Annotated in this window: 15 protein-coding genes; 7 read left to right on the forward strand and 8 right to left on the reverse strand. The window is 59.6% G+C overall.

The features are described from left to right. Window positions 1-24 precede the first annotated feature (24 nt). The 5 genes from J7E41_RS26840 (at window position 25) to coq7 (ending at window position 4080) form a co-directional block, all read left to right on the forward strand. Window positions 25-993, forward strand: a complete 969-nt coding sequence (locus tag J7E41_RS26840) for an NAD(P)H-dependent flavin oxidoreductase (RefSeq protein ID WP_214997264.1) — start codon at window positions 25-27, stop codon at window positions 991-993. Between the two features lie 86 nt (window positions 994-1079). Next, window positions 1080-2045, forward strand: coding sequence for a DUF805 domain-containing protein (locus J7E41_RS26845; RefSeq protein WP_214997265.1), 966 nt, complete (start codon window positions 1080-1082; stop codon window positions 2043-2045). Between the two features lie 63 nt (window positions 2046-2108). Then, the gene (locus J7E41_RS26850) at window positions 2109-2897 is read left to right on the forward strand and encodes an SDR family NAD(P)-dependent oxidoreductase (RefSeq protein WP_214997266.1); all 789 of its coding nucleotides are present in this window, start codon (window positions 2109-2111) and stop codon (window positions 2895-2897) included. Window positions 2898-2976: 79 nt separating this feature from the next. Next, entirely contained in the window at window positions 2977-3315 is a 339-nt protein-coding gene (locus tag J7E41_RS26855) for a histidine triad nucleotide-binding protein (RefSeq protein WP_003194682.1), read from the forward strand. Between the two features lie 117 nt (window positions 3316-3432). Continuing rightward, entirely contained in the window at window positions 3433-4080 is a 648-nt protein-coding gene (gene coq7 / locus J7E41_RS26860; protein WP_214997267.1) for a 2-polyprenyl-3-methyl-6-methoxy-1,4-benzoquinone monooxygenase, read from the forward strand. 84 nt (window positions 4081-4164) lie between these two features. Here coq7 and J7E41_RS26865 read toward each other — a convergent pair whose 3' ends face one another. Beyond that, window positions 4165-4587, reverse strand: coding sequence for an OsmC family protein (locus tag J7E41_RS26865; protein ID WP_003176451.1), 423 nt, complete (start codon window positions 4585-4587; stop codon window positions 4165-4167). Between the two features lie 250 nt (window positions 4588-4837). Between J7E41_RS26865 and crp the strand changes: the two genes are divergently transcribed. Beyond that, the gene (crp, locus tag J7E41_RS26870; RefSeq protein ID WP_214997268.1) at window positions 4838-5482 is read left to right on the forward strand and encodes a cAMP-activated global transcriptional regulator CRP; all 645 of its coding nucleotides are present in this window, start codon (window positions 4838-4840) and stop codon (window positions 5480-5482) included. Here crp and J7E41_RS26875 read toward each other — a convergent pair. The 4 genes from J7E41_RS26875 to J7E41_RS26890 are packed head-to-tail and all read right to left on the reverse strand — an operon-like array spanning window position 5479 to window position 8662. Next, complete coding sequence (locus tag J7E41_RS26875) at window positions 5479-6174, reverse strand: lipoate--protein ligase family protein (protein ID WP_214997269.1); 696 nt, start codon at window positions 6172-6174, stop codon at window positions 5479-5481. The two genes, crp and J7E41_RS26875, sit on opposite strands and share 4 nt — an antisense overlap. Window positions 6175-6176: 2 nt before the next feature. After that, window positions 6177-7013, reverse strand: coding sequence for an indole-3-glycerol phosphate synthase TrpC (gene trpC, locus J7E41_RS26880; RefSeq protein WP_214997270.1), 837 nt, complete (start codon window positions 7011-7013; stop codon window positions 6177-6179). Continuing rightward, window positions 7010-8059, reverse strand: coding sequence for an anthranilate phosphoribosyltransferase (gene trpD / locus J7E41_RS26885; protein WP_214997271.1), 1050 nt, complete (start codon window positions 8057-8059; stop codon window positions 7010-7012). Before trpD ends, trpC begins: the two co-directional genes overlap by 4 nt. Window positions 8060-8068: 9 nt before the next feature. Beyond that, the gene (locus J7E41_RS26890; protein ID WP_214997272.1) at window positions 8069-8662 is read right to left on the reverse strand and encodes an aminodeoxychorismate/anthranilate synthase component II; all 594 of its coding nucleotides are present in this window, start codon (window positions 8660-8662) and stop codon (window positions 8069-8071) included. A 425-nt stretch (window positions 8663-9087) separates the two neighbouring features. Here J7E41_RS26890 and estP point away from each other — a divergent pair, with 425 nt between their 5' ends. Further along, complete coding sequence (gene estP / locus J7E41_RS26895; protein WP_214997273.1) at window positions 9088-11028, forward strand: esterase EstP; 1941 nt, start codon at window positions 9088-9090, stop codon at window positions 11026-11028. A gap of 152 nt (window positions 11029-11180) precedes the next feature. Here the strand turns inward: estP and trpE are convergent, their stop codons facing one another. The 3 genes from trpE to rpe all read right to left on the reverse strand — a co-directional run bounded on the left by trpE (window position 11181) and on the right by rpe (window position 14220). Beyond that, on the reverse strand, window positions 11181-12662 hold the full coding sequence (gene trpE, locus J7E41_RS26900; protein ID WP_214997274.1) for an anthranilate synthase component I: 1482 nt from the start codon (window positions 12660-12662) through the stop codon (window positions 11181-11183). Between the two features lie 68 nt (window positions 12663-12730). Then, window positions 12731-13549, reverse strand: coding sequence for a phosphoglycolate phosphatase (locus J7E41_RS26905; protein WP_214997275.1), 819 nt, complete (start codon window positions 13547-13549; stop codon window positions 12731-12733). Then, window positions 13546-14220: a ribulose-phosphate 3-epimerase gene (gene rpe, locus J7E41_RS26910; RefSeq protein WP_155584435.1), complete on the reverse strand. Its 675-nt coding sequence runs from the start codon at window positions 14218-14220 to the stop codon at window positions 13546-13548. The genes J7E41_RS26905 and rpe overlap by 4 nt, the downstream gene beginning before the upstream one ends. Between the last annotated feature and the right edge of the window lie 80 nt (window positions 14221-14300).

Genomic DNA, 14300 nt, shown 5'->3' on the forward strand with positions numbered 1-14300 from the left:
CTTCTATTACTCGGGGTACTTCCAATGTCGCTGCCCGCTTTGCTTGAACAACGTCTGCGCCTGCCCGTGGTGGTTGCGCCGATGTTCCTGATCTCCAACCCGCAACTGGTCCTGGCCTGCTGCCGCAACGGGGTGGTCGGCAGCTTTCCGGCGCTCAATCAGCGGGAAAGCAGCGGCTTCAAGGCGTGGCTGGAGGAGATCGAAGCGGGCTTGGCGCTGCTGGACAACCCGGCGCCCTATGCCGTCAATCTGATCGTGCATAACAGCAACCCGCGCGTGGAGGCCGACCTGGCGATTTGCGTCGAGCACAAGGTGCCGATCGTCATCACCAGCCTGGGCGCGGTGAAAGAACTGGTGGATGCCGTGCATAGCTACGGCGGCCTGGTATTCCACGATGTCACCACCCGACGTCATGCCGAGAAAGCCGCTGAAGCCGGCGTCGACGGTCTGATCGCGGTCGCCGCAGGGGCTGGCGGCCATGCTGGCACCTGGAGCCCCTTCTCGCTGATTGCCGAAATTCGTCAGTTCTTCGATAAAACCCTGTTGCTGGCCGGCTGCCTGAACCACGGCCACGAAATCCTCGCAGCCCAACTCCTCGGGGCGGACCTGGCATATTTTGGCACCCGGTTTATCGGCACTACCGAAAGCCACGCACCGGATGCCTATAAAGAGATGCTGCTCACATCCCGCGCCGCCGACATCGTGCACACCCCTGCCGTCTCGGGCGTACCCGCCAGCTTCATGCGCCAGAGCCTGGAAAACGCCGGTTTCGATCTTGCCGCCCTGCAAGGCAAAGGTGAAGTCAACTTCGGTTCCAAGCTCAAGCCCTTGAGCGACGAAGCCAAAGCCTGGAAGACCGTCTGGTCGGCCGGCCAGGGCGTCGGTGAGATTGATGACTTGCCCAGTGTCGATGAGCTCGTTGCCCGTCTGGATGCCGAATACCGCAAGGCACTCGAACATGCAGCTCAGTTGCCAAAACGATGGCCCCGCTGAATAAGTGGCGATGTATGGCCTGCTGAGCGCATCAGGCCTTACACTCCCTGTAACACCTACCTATTTCAAGTGACAAGGATGCCCGCATGAGCGACAACCGCTTCAAGATCGTGTTTGACGGAGCCCTGCGACCGGGTGTCGAACTCACCACCGCCAAACTGAATCTCGCCGAGCTGTTCAAGAGCGACGTGGACGCGGTCGACAAGCTATTCACCGGCCGCCCTGTCGCCCTCAAGCGCGACCTCTCCCACGCCGACGCCGAAACTTACCTGCAAGCCCTGAAAAATACCGGCATCGATGCGCGAATCGAAACCGAGCAGCCGGTAGCCTTCAGCCTCGCCGAGACTCACGAAACAAACGCTGGCAACTCCAGCGATTACAATCGCCCCACCGAATCACCTTACGCCCCGCCTCGAGCTGCTGTTGGCGACAACCTGCCAGAGTTCTCCACCCTCAAAGTCTTTACGATCAACGGGCGTATCGGCCGGCTGCGCTACCTGGCCTGGACACTCGTACTGACCGTGGCAATGCTCGCCATAACCGGCACCCTGTTTGTCGTAGGCCTTGGCATCGCTGCCGTGTCCCCATCGACTGCAACAGTCATTGGTTTGCTGGTGGGTATCGCGGTATTTGTGGCCTTTTTCTGGGTCAGCGTACAGATCACCGTACAACGCCTACACGACCTTGGTTGGTCCGGTTGGCTGTGGTTCCTGCATCTGGTGCCTTTCGTGGGCAGCATCTTCCCGATCCTGCTGGTGGTGTTGCCTGGCAATGCCGGTGCCAACCAGTACGGCGCGCCGCCTCCACCCAACAGCACGGCAGTCAAGGTGCTCTCCACCCTGTGGCTGGCTCTCATTCCGCTGATGATTGTCATCGGTCTGACCCTGGGGATGAACGGCTACCTGGATCAACTCGAAACCGACGCGGACAACACCTACGACAGCAGCTCCATCACCTCCGATGAAGCAGACGATCAGGGCGTCGTCATTGATGAAGAATCCCCGCAAAGTGCTGACGACACTGCCGAACCTGTAGACTCTCCGGAAGAATGAAGAAACGCCAGGCGCCTGTGATGCCTCTGTCACAGGCTCGGCGGCGTTGCGATGGAGAAGCGCATGACCCGTTACGCTCTGATCACCGGTGCCTCCAGCGGCATCGGCCTGGCCCTGGCTGAAGCATTGGCCCGCCGGGGCCGCAGTTTGATTCTGGTGGCCCGCCAGCGTGATCAGTTGGAAAGCATTGCAATCGAATTGACTCAGCGCTTCGGCGTCGAAGTGTTGTTCCGTGCCTGTGACCTCGGCGAGCCCTTGCGGCTTTCCGGGTTTCTGTTGGAACTTGAAGAGGGTGAGCGGCAAATCGACCTGCTGGTCAACTGTGCAGGCATCGGCACCAGCGGCCCATTCCTGGCACAGGACTGGATGACCGAGCAGGACCTGATGGAAGTGAACATTCTGGCACTCACCCGCCTGTGCCACGCCCTCGGCAACTCGATGGCGCTGCTGGGTGGCGGGCAGATTCTCAACGTCGCCTCGGTCGCCGCGTTTCAGCCCGGCCCGTGGATGAGCACCTACTACGCCAGCAAGGCCTATGTGCTGCACTTCTCCGAGGGTCTGCGGGAGGAGTTGAAGACCTGCGGGATAAAGGTCTCGGTACTTTGCCACGGCCCGACGCGCACTGCCTTCTTCGGTACAGCACAGATGGATACTGCCAAACTGGACAGCAGCCAACAGCTGATGAGCCCGGAAGAAGTCGCGCTCTGCGCGGTACGCGCCCTGGAAAAGAACAAAGCCATCATCATCCCCGGTCGCCGCAACCGCTGGCTGGCGTTCAGCCCCCGTTTAAGCCCGCGCTGGCTAACCCGAAAAATCGCCGGAGCCATCAACAAGGCCTACTGCGCGCGTTGACTGCTACCGATACAAAGGCTGGGCGCACACGGGTCGCCTGAGTACACTCAGCCTGCACTTTCACTATGGAGAAACAGCTGTGGATACTCTGTTCACCAAGATCATCAACAGGGAAATACCCGCGAAGATCATCTACGAGGATGACCAGGTCCTGGCCTTCCACGACATCGCCCCACAGGCGCCGGTACATTTTCTGGTTATTCCGAAGAAACCCATTCGTACCCTCAACGACCTCACCGAGGACGACAAGGCCTTGGCTGGACATATTCTGTTCACCGCCCAGCGCCTGGCGGTGGAACAAGGGTGTGAAAAGGGTTTCCGCGTGGTGATGAACTGCAATGAAGACGGCGGACAGACCGTTTATCACATTCATATGCACGTACTGGGTCAGCGCCAAATGAACTGGCCGCCGGGCTGAGCAAGGCTCATAGCAAGGTCGTGGCCCCAGGCTGCGACCTTATGAGCATGACCCAACGCAAACCTTCCTCCACCGATTGCGGTAAACTGGCCACCGAGATTCTTTCCGGAGGTCAGCATGACTACCCAACGTCACTACTCGCCGATTGACCGTCTGTTGCTGCAAGCCGACACGGCGATGCGCACGTTGTTGCCTTTCAGCGGCCAACCGTACCGCCCCTCGCCTGCCATCGTGCAACCCGAAGTACAGATGAGTGAGACCGAGACCCGCCACGTCGCCGGCCTGATGCGAATCAACCATACCGGCGAAGTCTGTGCTCAGGCGCTGTACCAAGGCCAGGCCCTGACCGCCAGGCTGCCGCAAGTGCGCGCCGCCATGGAGCATGCCGCCGAGGAAGAAATCGACCACCTGGCTTGGTGCGAGCAACGCATTCGCCAATTGGGCAGCCACCCTAGTGTGTTGAATCCATTGTTTTATGGTATGTCGTTTGGCATTGGCGCCGTTGCCGGGCTGATCAGCGATAAGGTCAGCCTCGGATTCGTAGCGGCCACCGAGCATCAGGTTTGTAAACACCTGAACGAGCACCTGGAGCAACTGCCGGCAGAAGACGAAAAGTCCCGGGCGATTCTTGAGCAGATGCGCATTGATGAAGAACATCACGCACAAAGCGCATTGGATGCCGGCGGCTTCCGCTTCCCGGCGCCGGTGAAATTTGGCATGAGCCTGTTGGCCAAGGTCATGACCAAGAGCACCTACCGCATCTGATTCATCCTTTGTAGGAGCGAGCAAGCTCGCTCCTACAAAAAGCAGAAAGGGCGCTTAAAAGCGCCCTTTCTTTTTGCCTGGGGATTATCCCAACTCAATGATCTCGTAATCATGAGTGATGGCCACACCTGCGGCGCCGAGCATGATCGAGGCCGAGCAATACTTCTCCGCCGACAACTCAATTGCGCGTTTCACCTGAGCTTCTTTCAGCCCACGCCCCTTGACCACAAAATGCATGTGGATCTTGGTAAACACCTTGGGATCTTCAGTGGCACGCTCGGCTTCCAGGAAGGCTTCGCAACTTTCCACCGCCTGGCGCGACTTCTTCAGGATGCTGACCACATCGAAATTGCTGCAACCGCCTACACCGAGCAGGAGCATTTCCATCGGGCGTACACCCAGGTTACGACCGCCGGCTTCGGGCGGTCCGTCCATGACCACAACATGGCCACTGCCCGACTCACCGAGAAACATGGCTTCGCCCGCCCATTGGATGCGTGCCTTCATCGCCCAGACTCCACTGCTAAAAAAGGGTCGCCAGCTTAGCACAGGGCCTTGAAACCGCAGCGGTCCGGGTGAAAGCGATCAACTGCAGGGCTTGATAGATAAATTCTCTGATCGAGTCAGAATGTGTCTGTTAAGCTGGCGCCAAATCACTGGCGCTTTCCCATCCATTGGATGACGTCGCACAACCTCTGATCGCGCAGGCTAAAAAAACAAGCTCAACCACACCGTGCAGTCTTTTCGGGATACAACCATGGTTGCTATTACTCCCACATCCAAGATCAAGAACCTCGACAAACTATTGATGCATTGTCAGCGCCAGCGCTATCCGGCCAAACACAACATCATTTGTGCTGGCGAGCGCTCCGAAACGCTGTTCTTCATTATCAAAGGCTCCGTCACCATTGTGATCGAGGATGAAGATGGCCGCGAAATGATCATCGCCTACCTCAATACCGGTGATTTCTTCGGCGAGTTGGGGCTGTTTGAGCAGGCAGGGAAAGAACAGGAACGCAGTGCCTGGGTGCGTGCCAAGATCGAGTGCGAAGTCGCCGAGATCAGCTATACGAAATTTCGCGAACTGTCCCAACAGGATCCAGACATTCTGTACGCCCTGAGCGGCCAGATCGCCCAGCGCCTGAGAGATACCACGCGCAAGGTCGGTGACCTGGCGTTCTTCGATGTCACAGGCCGGGTGGCCCGCTGCCTGCTGGAGCTGTGCAAGCAGCCGGACGCCATGACCCATCCGGACGGCATGCAAATCAAGGTCACTCGCCAGGAAATCGGGCGCATCGTTGGCTGTTCACGGGAGATGGTCGGCCGGGTGCTCAAGGACCTGGAAGAACGCAACCTGGTTCACGTCAAAGGCAAGACCATGGTGGTCTTCGGCACCCGTTAAACCGCCACGAAGCTGGCGAGCATCTGCCGGTACAACGTGTCGAGCCGATCAATCGCGTCCGGCGCAGAAAAGGCTTCATGCAGGGCGATATGGCTTTCGGCGCGAACTCGTTGCTCAAGGCCACACGCCTCATTGAAGCGGTTGACCGCAGCAATCAACTCGATGCGATCGTTGTCCAGCAACAACGCACCGTGCACCAGCCCCACCGGACGCCCGCCGCTCTGACGCCAGCGCTGGGCGGTACCGACCATTTTGCGACCATCAAGGTTGACGTTGTAGCGACCGTCGCAGAATGCACCGTCGATCTCACCGAGGGACGGCTCGCCGCCCAATTCCCTGAGCAAATCACAGATGGGTTGGCATAACCGCTGATAACCGGTTTCAATCCGCCCCTGATCGCCTTCGCTACGAGGCGGTGCGTAGACCAGCGCGATATTGACGGTCGCGGCCGACTGCGGCACCGGCTCACCGCCGGTCTCGCGCAACAGCACCGGCCAACCGTGATCGACCGACACTTGGTTTGCCGCCTCAAAAGCCGGAAACCGGCTCAAACGACGCGGCATGACCAGCGCCTGATCACTGGGTTGCCAAAACAACAGGCCAAACGGCAGCTCGCCCGCGCAGACGGCGGCGAGCAAATCCTGCTCGGCCTTGAGACCCGCTTCAACGGTCAGGGAGACGGGCTGGGTCATGATCAATCCAGCGTCGACCCACTCACCGCCACACCCCGTTCCGGGAAGAACAGACGCTGCAGTTCAGCTCCCGGGTTTTCGGCGCGCATGAACGTTTCGCCCACCAGGAACGAATACACACCGCTGATTTCCATCAGTTCCACATCGGCCCGGTTAACGATGCCGCTTTCGGTGATCACCAAGCGATCGCGAGGAATGCGTGGCAACAGGTCGAGGGTGTTTTCCAGGCTGACTTCGAAGGTGTGCAGGTTACGGTTATTGACCCCCACCAGTGGTGTGTCGAGGGTTTTCAGTGCACGCTCCAGCTCATCACCGTCATGAACTTCCACCAGCACATCGAGGCCGACGCTTTTAGCCACGGCGGCCAACTCAGCCATCTTCACGTCGTCCAAGGCGGAGACGATCAGCAGCACGCAATCGGCGCCCAAGGCACGGGCTTCGACGATCTGATAGGGATCGACCATGAAGTCCTTGCGGATCACCGGCAACGAGCACGCTGCGCGCGCTTGCTGAAGGTAGAGATCGGAACCCTGGAAGAAGTCGATATCGGTCAACACGGAAAGACAGATTGCGCCGCCCTTCTCATAACTCTTGGCAATATCTTCAGGAATGAAGATCTCGCGAATGACACCTTTGCTCGGCGACGCCTTTTTGATTTCCGCAATGACGGCCGGCTGTTTTTCCTTGGCCTGCTTGATCAGTGCATTGGCAAAACCGCGTGGCGCATCGGCGGTTTTCGCCAGGCTTTCCAGCTCGGCCAGGCTGACGCGAGCGCGGCGCTCGGCAACTTCTTCAGCCTTGCGGGCCAGGATCTTTTCCAGAACGGTCGGAACACTCATTCTTCATTCTCCATCTTGAATACGGCGGTGAATGCTCCCAGTTCTTCGAGCTTCTCGCGAGCCAGACCCGTGTGCAACGCATCGTGGGCCAAGGCGACACCTTCCTTAAGACTATAGGCATGATCGGCAGCGTAAAGTGCCGCGCCAGCATTAAGAACAATCATCTCGGCGGCTTTTTGGCCGTTTTCGGTCTTACGACGCCCCAGGGCATCGCGAATCAATTCAAGGGAAGCCGCCGGGCTTTCCACCGCCAGGCCGTGCAGGCTCTGGCTCTTCATGCCCAAGTCTTCGGGCTCGACCCAATACTCGGTAATCTGGTCGTTCTTCAGCTCCGCCACGAAGGTCGGTGCCGCCAGACTGAACTCGTCCAGGCCATCTTTCGAATGCACCACCAACACGTGCTTGCTGCCCATGCGCTGCAAGACTTCCGCCAATGGGCGGCACAATGCCTGACTGAATACGCCCACCACCTGATGTTTCACACCGGCCGGATTCGTAAGCGGGCCGAGCATGTTGAACAAGGTGCGCAGGCCGAGGTCCTTGCGCGGACCGGCGGCGTACTTCATCGCACCATGGTGGGACTGAGCGAACATAAAGCCGATACCGACGTTCTCGATACAGCGGGCTACCTGGACCGGCGTCAGGTTCAGGTAGATGCCCGCCGCTTCCAGCAAGTCGGCGCTGCCGCTGTTGCCGGACACGGCACGGTTGCCATGCTTGGCCACGGTGCAACCCGCGGCGGCCACGACAAACGATGAAGCCGTCGATACGTTGAAGATATTCGCACCGTCGCCGCCGGTGCCGACCACGTCAACGACGCCGTCGAGGGTCTTGAGTTCGACCTTGTCCGCCAGTTCACGCATGACCGAAACGGCGCCGACGATTTCGTCGATACTTTCGCTCTTCATGCGCATGGCCATCATGAACGCGCCAATCTGCGCATCGGTGCATTGACCGGTCATGATTTGGCGCATCACATCGCTCATTTCAGCGGTGCTCAGGTCCAGATGGCCGACGATACGGCTCAGGGCAGTCTTGATATCCATGAAAAGTCCTTAGCGCGTGCCGCCGCTCTGCTTGAGAAAGTTGGCGAACAGCTCAAAGCCCTGCTCGGTCAGAATCGACTCAGGGTGAAATTGCACCCCTTCGATGTTCAGTGTCTTGTGACGCAGGCCCATGATCTCGTCGACAGAGCCGTCTTCCAGCTGGGTCCAGGCGGTCAGTTCCAGGCACTCGGGCAGCGTTTCACGCTTGACCACCAAGGAGTGGTAACGGGTGACCGTCACCGGCAGGTTCAACCCATGGAATACGCCCTGATCATTGTGGAATACCGGGCTGGTTTTGCCGTGCATCACCTGACGGGCTCGAACCACGTCGCCACCAAAGGCTTGGCCGATGGACTGGTGGCCCAGGCACACGCCAAGAATCGGCAGTTTACCGGCGAAATACTTGATGGCTTCCAACGACACCCCCGCTTCGGTCGGGGTGCAGGGGCCCGGGGAAACGACGATGCGCTCCGGGTTCAGCGCGGCAATTTGCGCCACGCTCAATTCGTCATTGCGCACCACCTTGACCTCGGCACCGAGTTCGCCCAGGTACTGCACAACGTTGTAGGTAAAGGAGTCGTAGTTATCAATCATCAGCAACATGCGGGTTAAAACCTCTTGAATTCACTGATTTCTAATGACGGCCTTCCAAAAGGGTGACCCGCTGCCAGACGCACGTTCCGGTTGCCAGGGGTGAGCCGGCAAGGGGCGTCAAACAACAGGTGAAGAAGGCAAATCGGTACAGGTCCGGCCGGGCCGGCAGAGAAAAGTTAGGCGCGCCAACGCCAACGGGCGTGTGCCTTGACTACGCGCATCAAGAGTTTGCTGATGATCAACACAGGGAGGGTCTCATTCATACGTTTAGGCACAGTAACGTAGCCTCGTCAGCGGTGCAATATGGAGCAGCAAATACGGGGAAAACAGGCCACGGATTATTTGGCGTCAAACGCGGTAATCCCTGAATAGACCAGAAATAATTTGCTAAGGTTTTGCTGCCTACACACAACAATAATCACATGGACGACCTCATGCTCAGACCACCGTTCTTTGCGCCGCTTGCCGGCTGTCTCTTGTCACTGGCCTGCGCCCAGGCCTTTGCGGCACCGTCACCTTATTCAACCATGGTGGTGTTCGGTGACAGCCTGGCCGATGCAGGCCAATTCCCTGATGCCGGCGGCCCCGCGGGTGCCACGTTGCGGTTTACCAACCGCACCGGTCCGACCTACTTGAGCAACGGAACAGAGCGTTTCTCCCTGGTTTCATCCACGTTGCTGGGATCCAAACTGGGGGTTGCCCCCAACGACTTGAACGCCTCCACGTCTCCGGTTCGCGCCGCACAAGGCTTGCCAGACGGCAGCAACTGGGCGGTGGGCGGCTACCGTACCGATAACATCCTCGACTCCATCACCTCGGTGTCCAACGCGGCGATCCCGCCGGGCAACCCCGGTGGCGGCACCGTGCTGCGCAGTCGCCAGGGTTATCTGCCAGCCAACGGCGGCCGGGCCGATCCCAACGCGTTGTATTTCCTTTCTGGCGGCGGCAATGACTTCCTCCAGGGTTTTGTACAAAGCCCTGGTCAAGCCGTCGCCGCCGGTGGCCGGCTGGCCGACAGCGCCCAAGTCCTGCAACAGGCCGGCGCGCGCTACATCATGGTCTGGATGCTGCCCGACCTGGGGCTGACGCCCGCTATCAATGGCACCCCGAGTCAGGCGGCCAGCAGCGCCCTGAGCAACATCTTCAACCAGGCACTGGTGCAACGCTTATCGCAAATCGATGCTCAAGTTATCCCGCTGAATATCCCACTATTGCTCAAGGAAACCTTCGCCGACCCTGGTCGCTTTGGCCTGGCCACCGGGCAAAACCTCACGGGGACCTGCTTCAGCGGCAATGGCTGCACCGCGAGCCCCACCTACGGCATCGGCGGTACCAACCCGGACCCGACCAAGCTGATCTACAACGACTCGGTCCATCCCACCGAAGCCGGGCAACGGCTGATCGCCGACTACGCCTATTCACTGCTGGCCGCACCTTGGGAAGTCACCTTGCTGCCAGAAATGGCCCAAGGCACGCTGCGTGCGCATCAGGATGAACTGCGCAACCAATGGCAGGCCGACTCAGGTAACTGGCAAGCCGTGGGCCAATGGCGGGCGATCGTTGCGGCCGGTGGCCAGCATCTGGATTTCGATAATCAAAATACTTCGGCCAGTGGTGACGGCAGTGGCTACAACCTGAACATCGGTGGCAGTTACCGTCTCAACGAAGACTGGCGTGTCGGCGTAGCGGCGGGCCTCTATCGTCAGACTCTTGAGGTCGGCGGCAGCGATTCGGACTACAAACTCAACAGCTACATGGGCACCGCCTTCGCTCAGTATCAAGAGGACCACTGGTGGGCTGACGCGGCGCTGACCGGCGGTCAACTGGACTTCGACAGCCTCAAGCGCAAGTTCGCCCTGGGTGTCAGCCAAGGTTCTGAGAAAGGCGATACCGACGGTTGGTTGTGGGCCTTGAGCGCCCGCGTGGGATATGACATCGCGCAGCCGGGCAGCGAATGGCACCTGTCGCCCTTCATCAGCGCCGACTACTCGCGGATCGAAGTGGATGGTTACTCGGAGAAAGACGCCCGCTCCACCGCACAGACCTTTGATGATCAACATCGTGACTCCAAGCGCCTGGGCCTGGGCTTGCAAGCGAACTATCGCATCACGCCGCAAACCCTGTTATTTGGCAAAGTCGCCCACGAGCATGAGTTCGAAAACGACACCCAGCGGGTGAAGATCGCACTCAACAGCGTGCCCGGGATCGATTTCAAACTGGATGGGTACACGCCGCGCAGCAACTCGGATCGCCTGAACCTGGGGGTTAGCCACAAGCTGACGAAGGAGCTGGCGTTGAACGCTGCCTATAACGTGAGGAAAGATGACAGCTTGACCCAGCAAGGGGTCAGTGTGGGGGTGAGCCTGGATTTCTAAGATGGCGCTGAAGCTACACAAATCAAATGTGGGAGCTGGCTTGCCTGCGATTGCATCGCCCCGGTGCTTCTGAAACACCGAGGTGCCTGCATCGCGGGCAAGCCCGGCTCCCACAAAAAAGCCAGCTCCCACATTTTGACCAGCATCTGTCTTTAATTGAGCGGCGTCTGCTCAGCCAGCGCCACCGCCCGGAACATCGCCCGGCGCTTGTTCAGCGTCTCTTCCCATTCCAGCGCCGGCACCGAGTCGGCCACAATCCCGCCACCCGCCTGCACATGCAATTCGCCGTCCTTGATCACCGCTGTGCGGATCGCAATGGCCGTGTCCATATTGCCGTTCCAGGCGAAATAACCCACCGCACCGCCGTAGACGCCGCGCTTGACCGGCTCCAGTTCGTCGATGATTTCCATCGCACGAATCTTCGGCGCGCCCGACAAGGTGCCCGCCGGCAAAATCGCCCGCAACGCATCCATGGCCGTCAGCCCAGCCTTCAACTCACCGGTGACGTTGGAGACGATGTGCATCACGTTGGAGTAACGCTCGATGACCATCTTCTCGGTAAGCTTCACCGAACCGATTTCCGATACGCGCCCGGTGTCATTACGCCCCAGGTCGATCAGCATCAAGTGCTCGGCAATTTCCTTGTCGTCGGACAGCAGGTCCAGCTCCAGTGCCAGGTCCGCCTCTTCGGTCGCACCACGCGGACGGGTACCGGCAATCGGGCGCACAGTGATCAGGTTGTCTTCGACCCGCACCAGCACTTCCGGCGAACTGCCTACTACATGGAAATCGCCAAAGTTGAAGAAGTACATGTACGGCGTCGGGTTGAAGCAACGCAGCGCACGGTACAAGTCGATGGGCGCGGCCTTGAAGTCGATGGACATGCGTTGCGACGGCACCACCTGCATGCAGTCACCGGCGAGGATGTATTCCTTGATGGTGTCGACGGCGCGCTCGTAGTCATCCTGGGTGAAGCTCGAACGGAACACCGGGTCGGCCGCCGGTGGACGGCTGAGGTCCAGGCCGCGACGCGGCGTGATCGGCTGACGCAGTTTTTCAAGCAGGGCCTCCAGGTTGGCCTGGCCTTGCTCGAACGCGTCTTCCTGAGAAGGATCGGCCAGGACAATCGCGTGCATCTTGCCGGCAAGGTTGTCGAACACCACCACGGCGTCGGAAACCATCAGCAGAATGTCCGGCACACCCAGCGGATCCGGGTTCGGAGATTTGCCCAGACGTTTTTCCACATAACGTACGCAGTCGTAGCCGAAGTAGCCCACCAGGCCACCGTTGAAGCGCGGCAAGCCAGCGATGGTCGGCACGTTGTAGCGCGCCTTGAATGCCTCGACGAAGGCCAACGGGTCTTCGACGTCGTGGCTTTCGATCTCTACACCGTCATAAGTGATGCTGACGTGATGGTCGTGCACCCGCATGACCGTGCGGCACGGCAGGCCGATGATCGAATAACGGCCCCATTTCTCGCCGCCCTGCACCGACTCCAACAGATAGGAGTTGGGCTCGTCGGCGAGTTTCAGGTAGATCGACAGCGGTGTGTCGAAGTCGGCCAGGGTTTCGCGGGCCATGGGGATACGGTTGTAGCCGGCAGCGGCCAAACGCAGGAATTCTTCGCGGATCATGAGGTGCCTCGTGGCTTGAGGGTCTAACGGTCAGGTGTGCAAACGTGCCGCAGCGCGGCCAGGATCAGTCAGGCGCGCCAACGCCAGCGGGCCAGGGCCTTGATGACTTTCATCCAGAGTTTGCGAGTGACCACCACGATGGGATTTCCAGAAGGGGATGGAACAGCGTCGGGCAACGTTATCTCAGCGCCCGCTCCCAAGCAACCGGGGATTAGCAGGCGCAGGTCATCAATCACCAACGCCGGGGATTCCTCGGCAATCGGCCGGCCGTGGTTGTAGCCGTAACTCAAGGCCACGCACTTGACACCCGCCGCTTTCGCTGCCAGCACATCACTGCGCGAATCGCCGACAAACAACGATTGGGACGCCGGGATATTGGCCATTTTCATCACGAAAAACAGCGCCGCCGGATCAGGTTTTTTCTGCGGCAGGGTATCGCCACCGATGATCCAGCGGAAATAACGGCCAATTTTCATCTGATCCAACAACGGCGCCACGAAGCGCTCCGGCTTGTTGGTGATGAGGGCCATTTCCACGCCCTGCTTGTGCAGCCATTTCAAGGTGTCGCGCACGCCGGGATAGACCACGGTCAGTTCGTGGCCGTTCTCGTAGGCTGCGTTGAACAGCTCCAGCGCATGCTCAGCCTCGACATCATCGACGCCCTCGGCATCAATGTTGTTGGCCAGAGCCCGGCGCACCAGCATGTGCACACCGTTGCCAACCCACTCGCGCACCGCCTCGACACCCGCCCGCTTACGCCCGAGCTTGAGCAGCATCGCATCCACCGCGACTGCCAGGTCCGGGACCGAATCGATCAAGGTACCGTCCAGATCGAACATCACCAGCCGTGGCAATTTGCCGGGAAACAGCTGCTCAAAGCCGCTCATGGACGCGCCAGCGCCAGTTCTGCACGCATTTTGGCGATCACTTCCTGATAGTCCGGCGCGTTGAAGATCGCGGAACCGGCGACAAAGGTGTCAGCACCGGCGGCGGCGATTTCGCGAATGTTGTTGACGTTGACCCCGCCGTCGATCTCCAGGCGAATATCACGACCCGACGCATCGATCAGCGCCCGCGCTTCACGCAGTTTATCGAGGGTGCCAGGGATGAACTTCTGCCCGCCAAAGCCTGGGTTAACGCTCATCAGCAGGACCATGTCGACCTTGTCCATCACGTACTTGAGCACGTCCAGCGGTGTCGCCGGGTTGAACACCAGGCCGGCCTTGCAGCCGCCCTCGCGGATCAGTTGCAGGGAGCGGTCGACGTGCAGCGTGGCTTCCGGGTGGAAGGTGATGTAGGTCGCACCGGCCTCGATGAAGTCACCGACGATGCGGTCCACCGGGCTGACCATCAGGTGCGCATCGATAGGCGCGGTCACGCCGTACTTGCGCAGGGCGGCGCAGACCATCGGACCAATGGTCAGGTTCGGCACATAGTGATTGTCCATGACATCGAAGTGAACAAAGTCGGCACCCGCGGCCAGCACATTGTCGACTTCCTCGCCCAAGCGGGCGAAGTCGGCGGAGAGGATCGATGGAGCAATAACGAAGGGCTGCATGACGCACCTTTTTGAGCTAAATCACGATGGCGCGCATTGTATACCTCATGCTTTGCCGTGCGCACCGTGACCTCGCTCAA

This window comes from Pseudomonas fluorescens (assembly GCF_018614655.1).
GTDB classification, from domain to species: domain Bacteria; phylum Pseudomonadota; class Gammaproteobacteria; order Pseudomonadales; family Pseudomonadaceae; genus Aquipseudomonas; species Aquipseudomonas fluorescens_BX.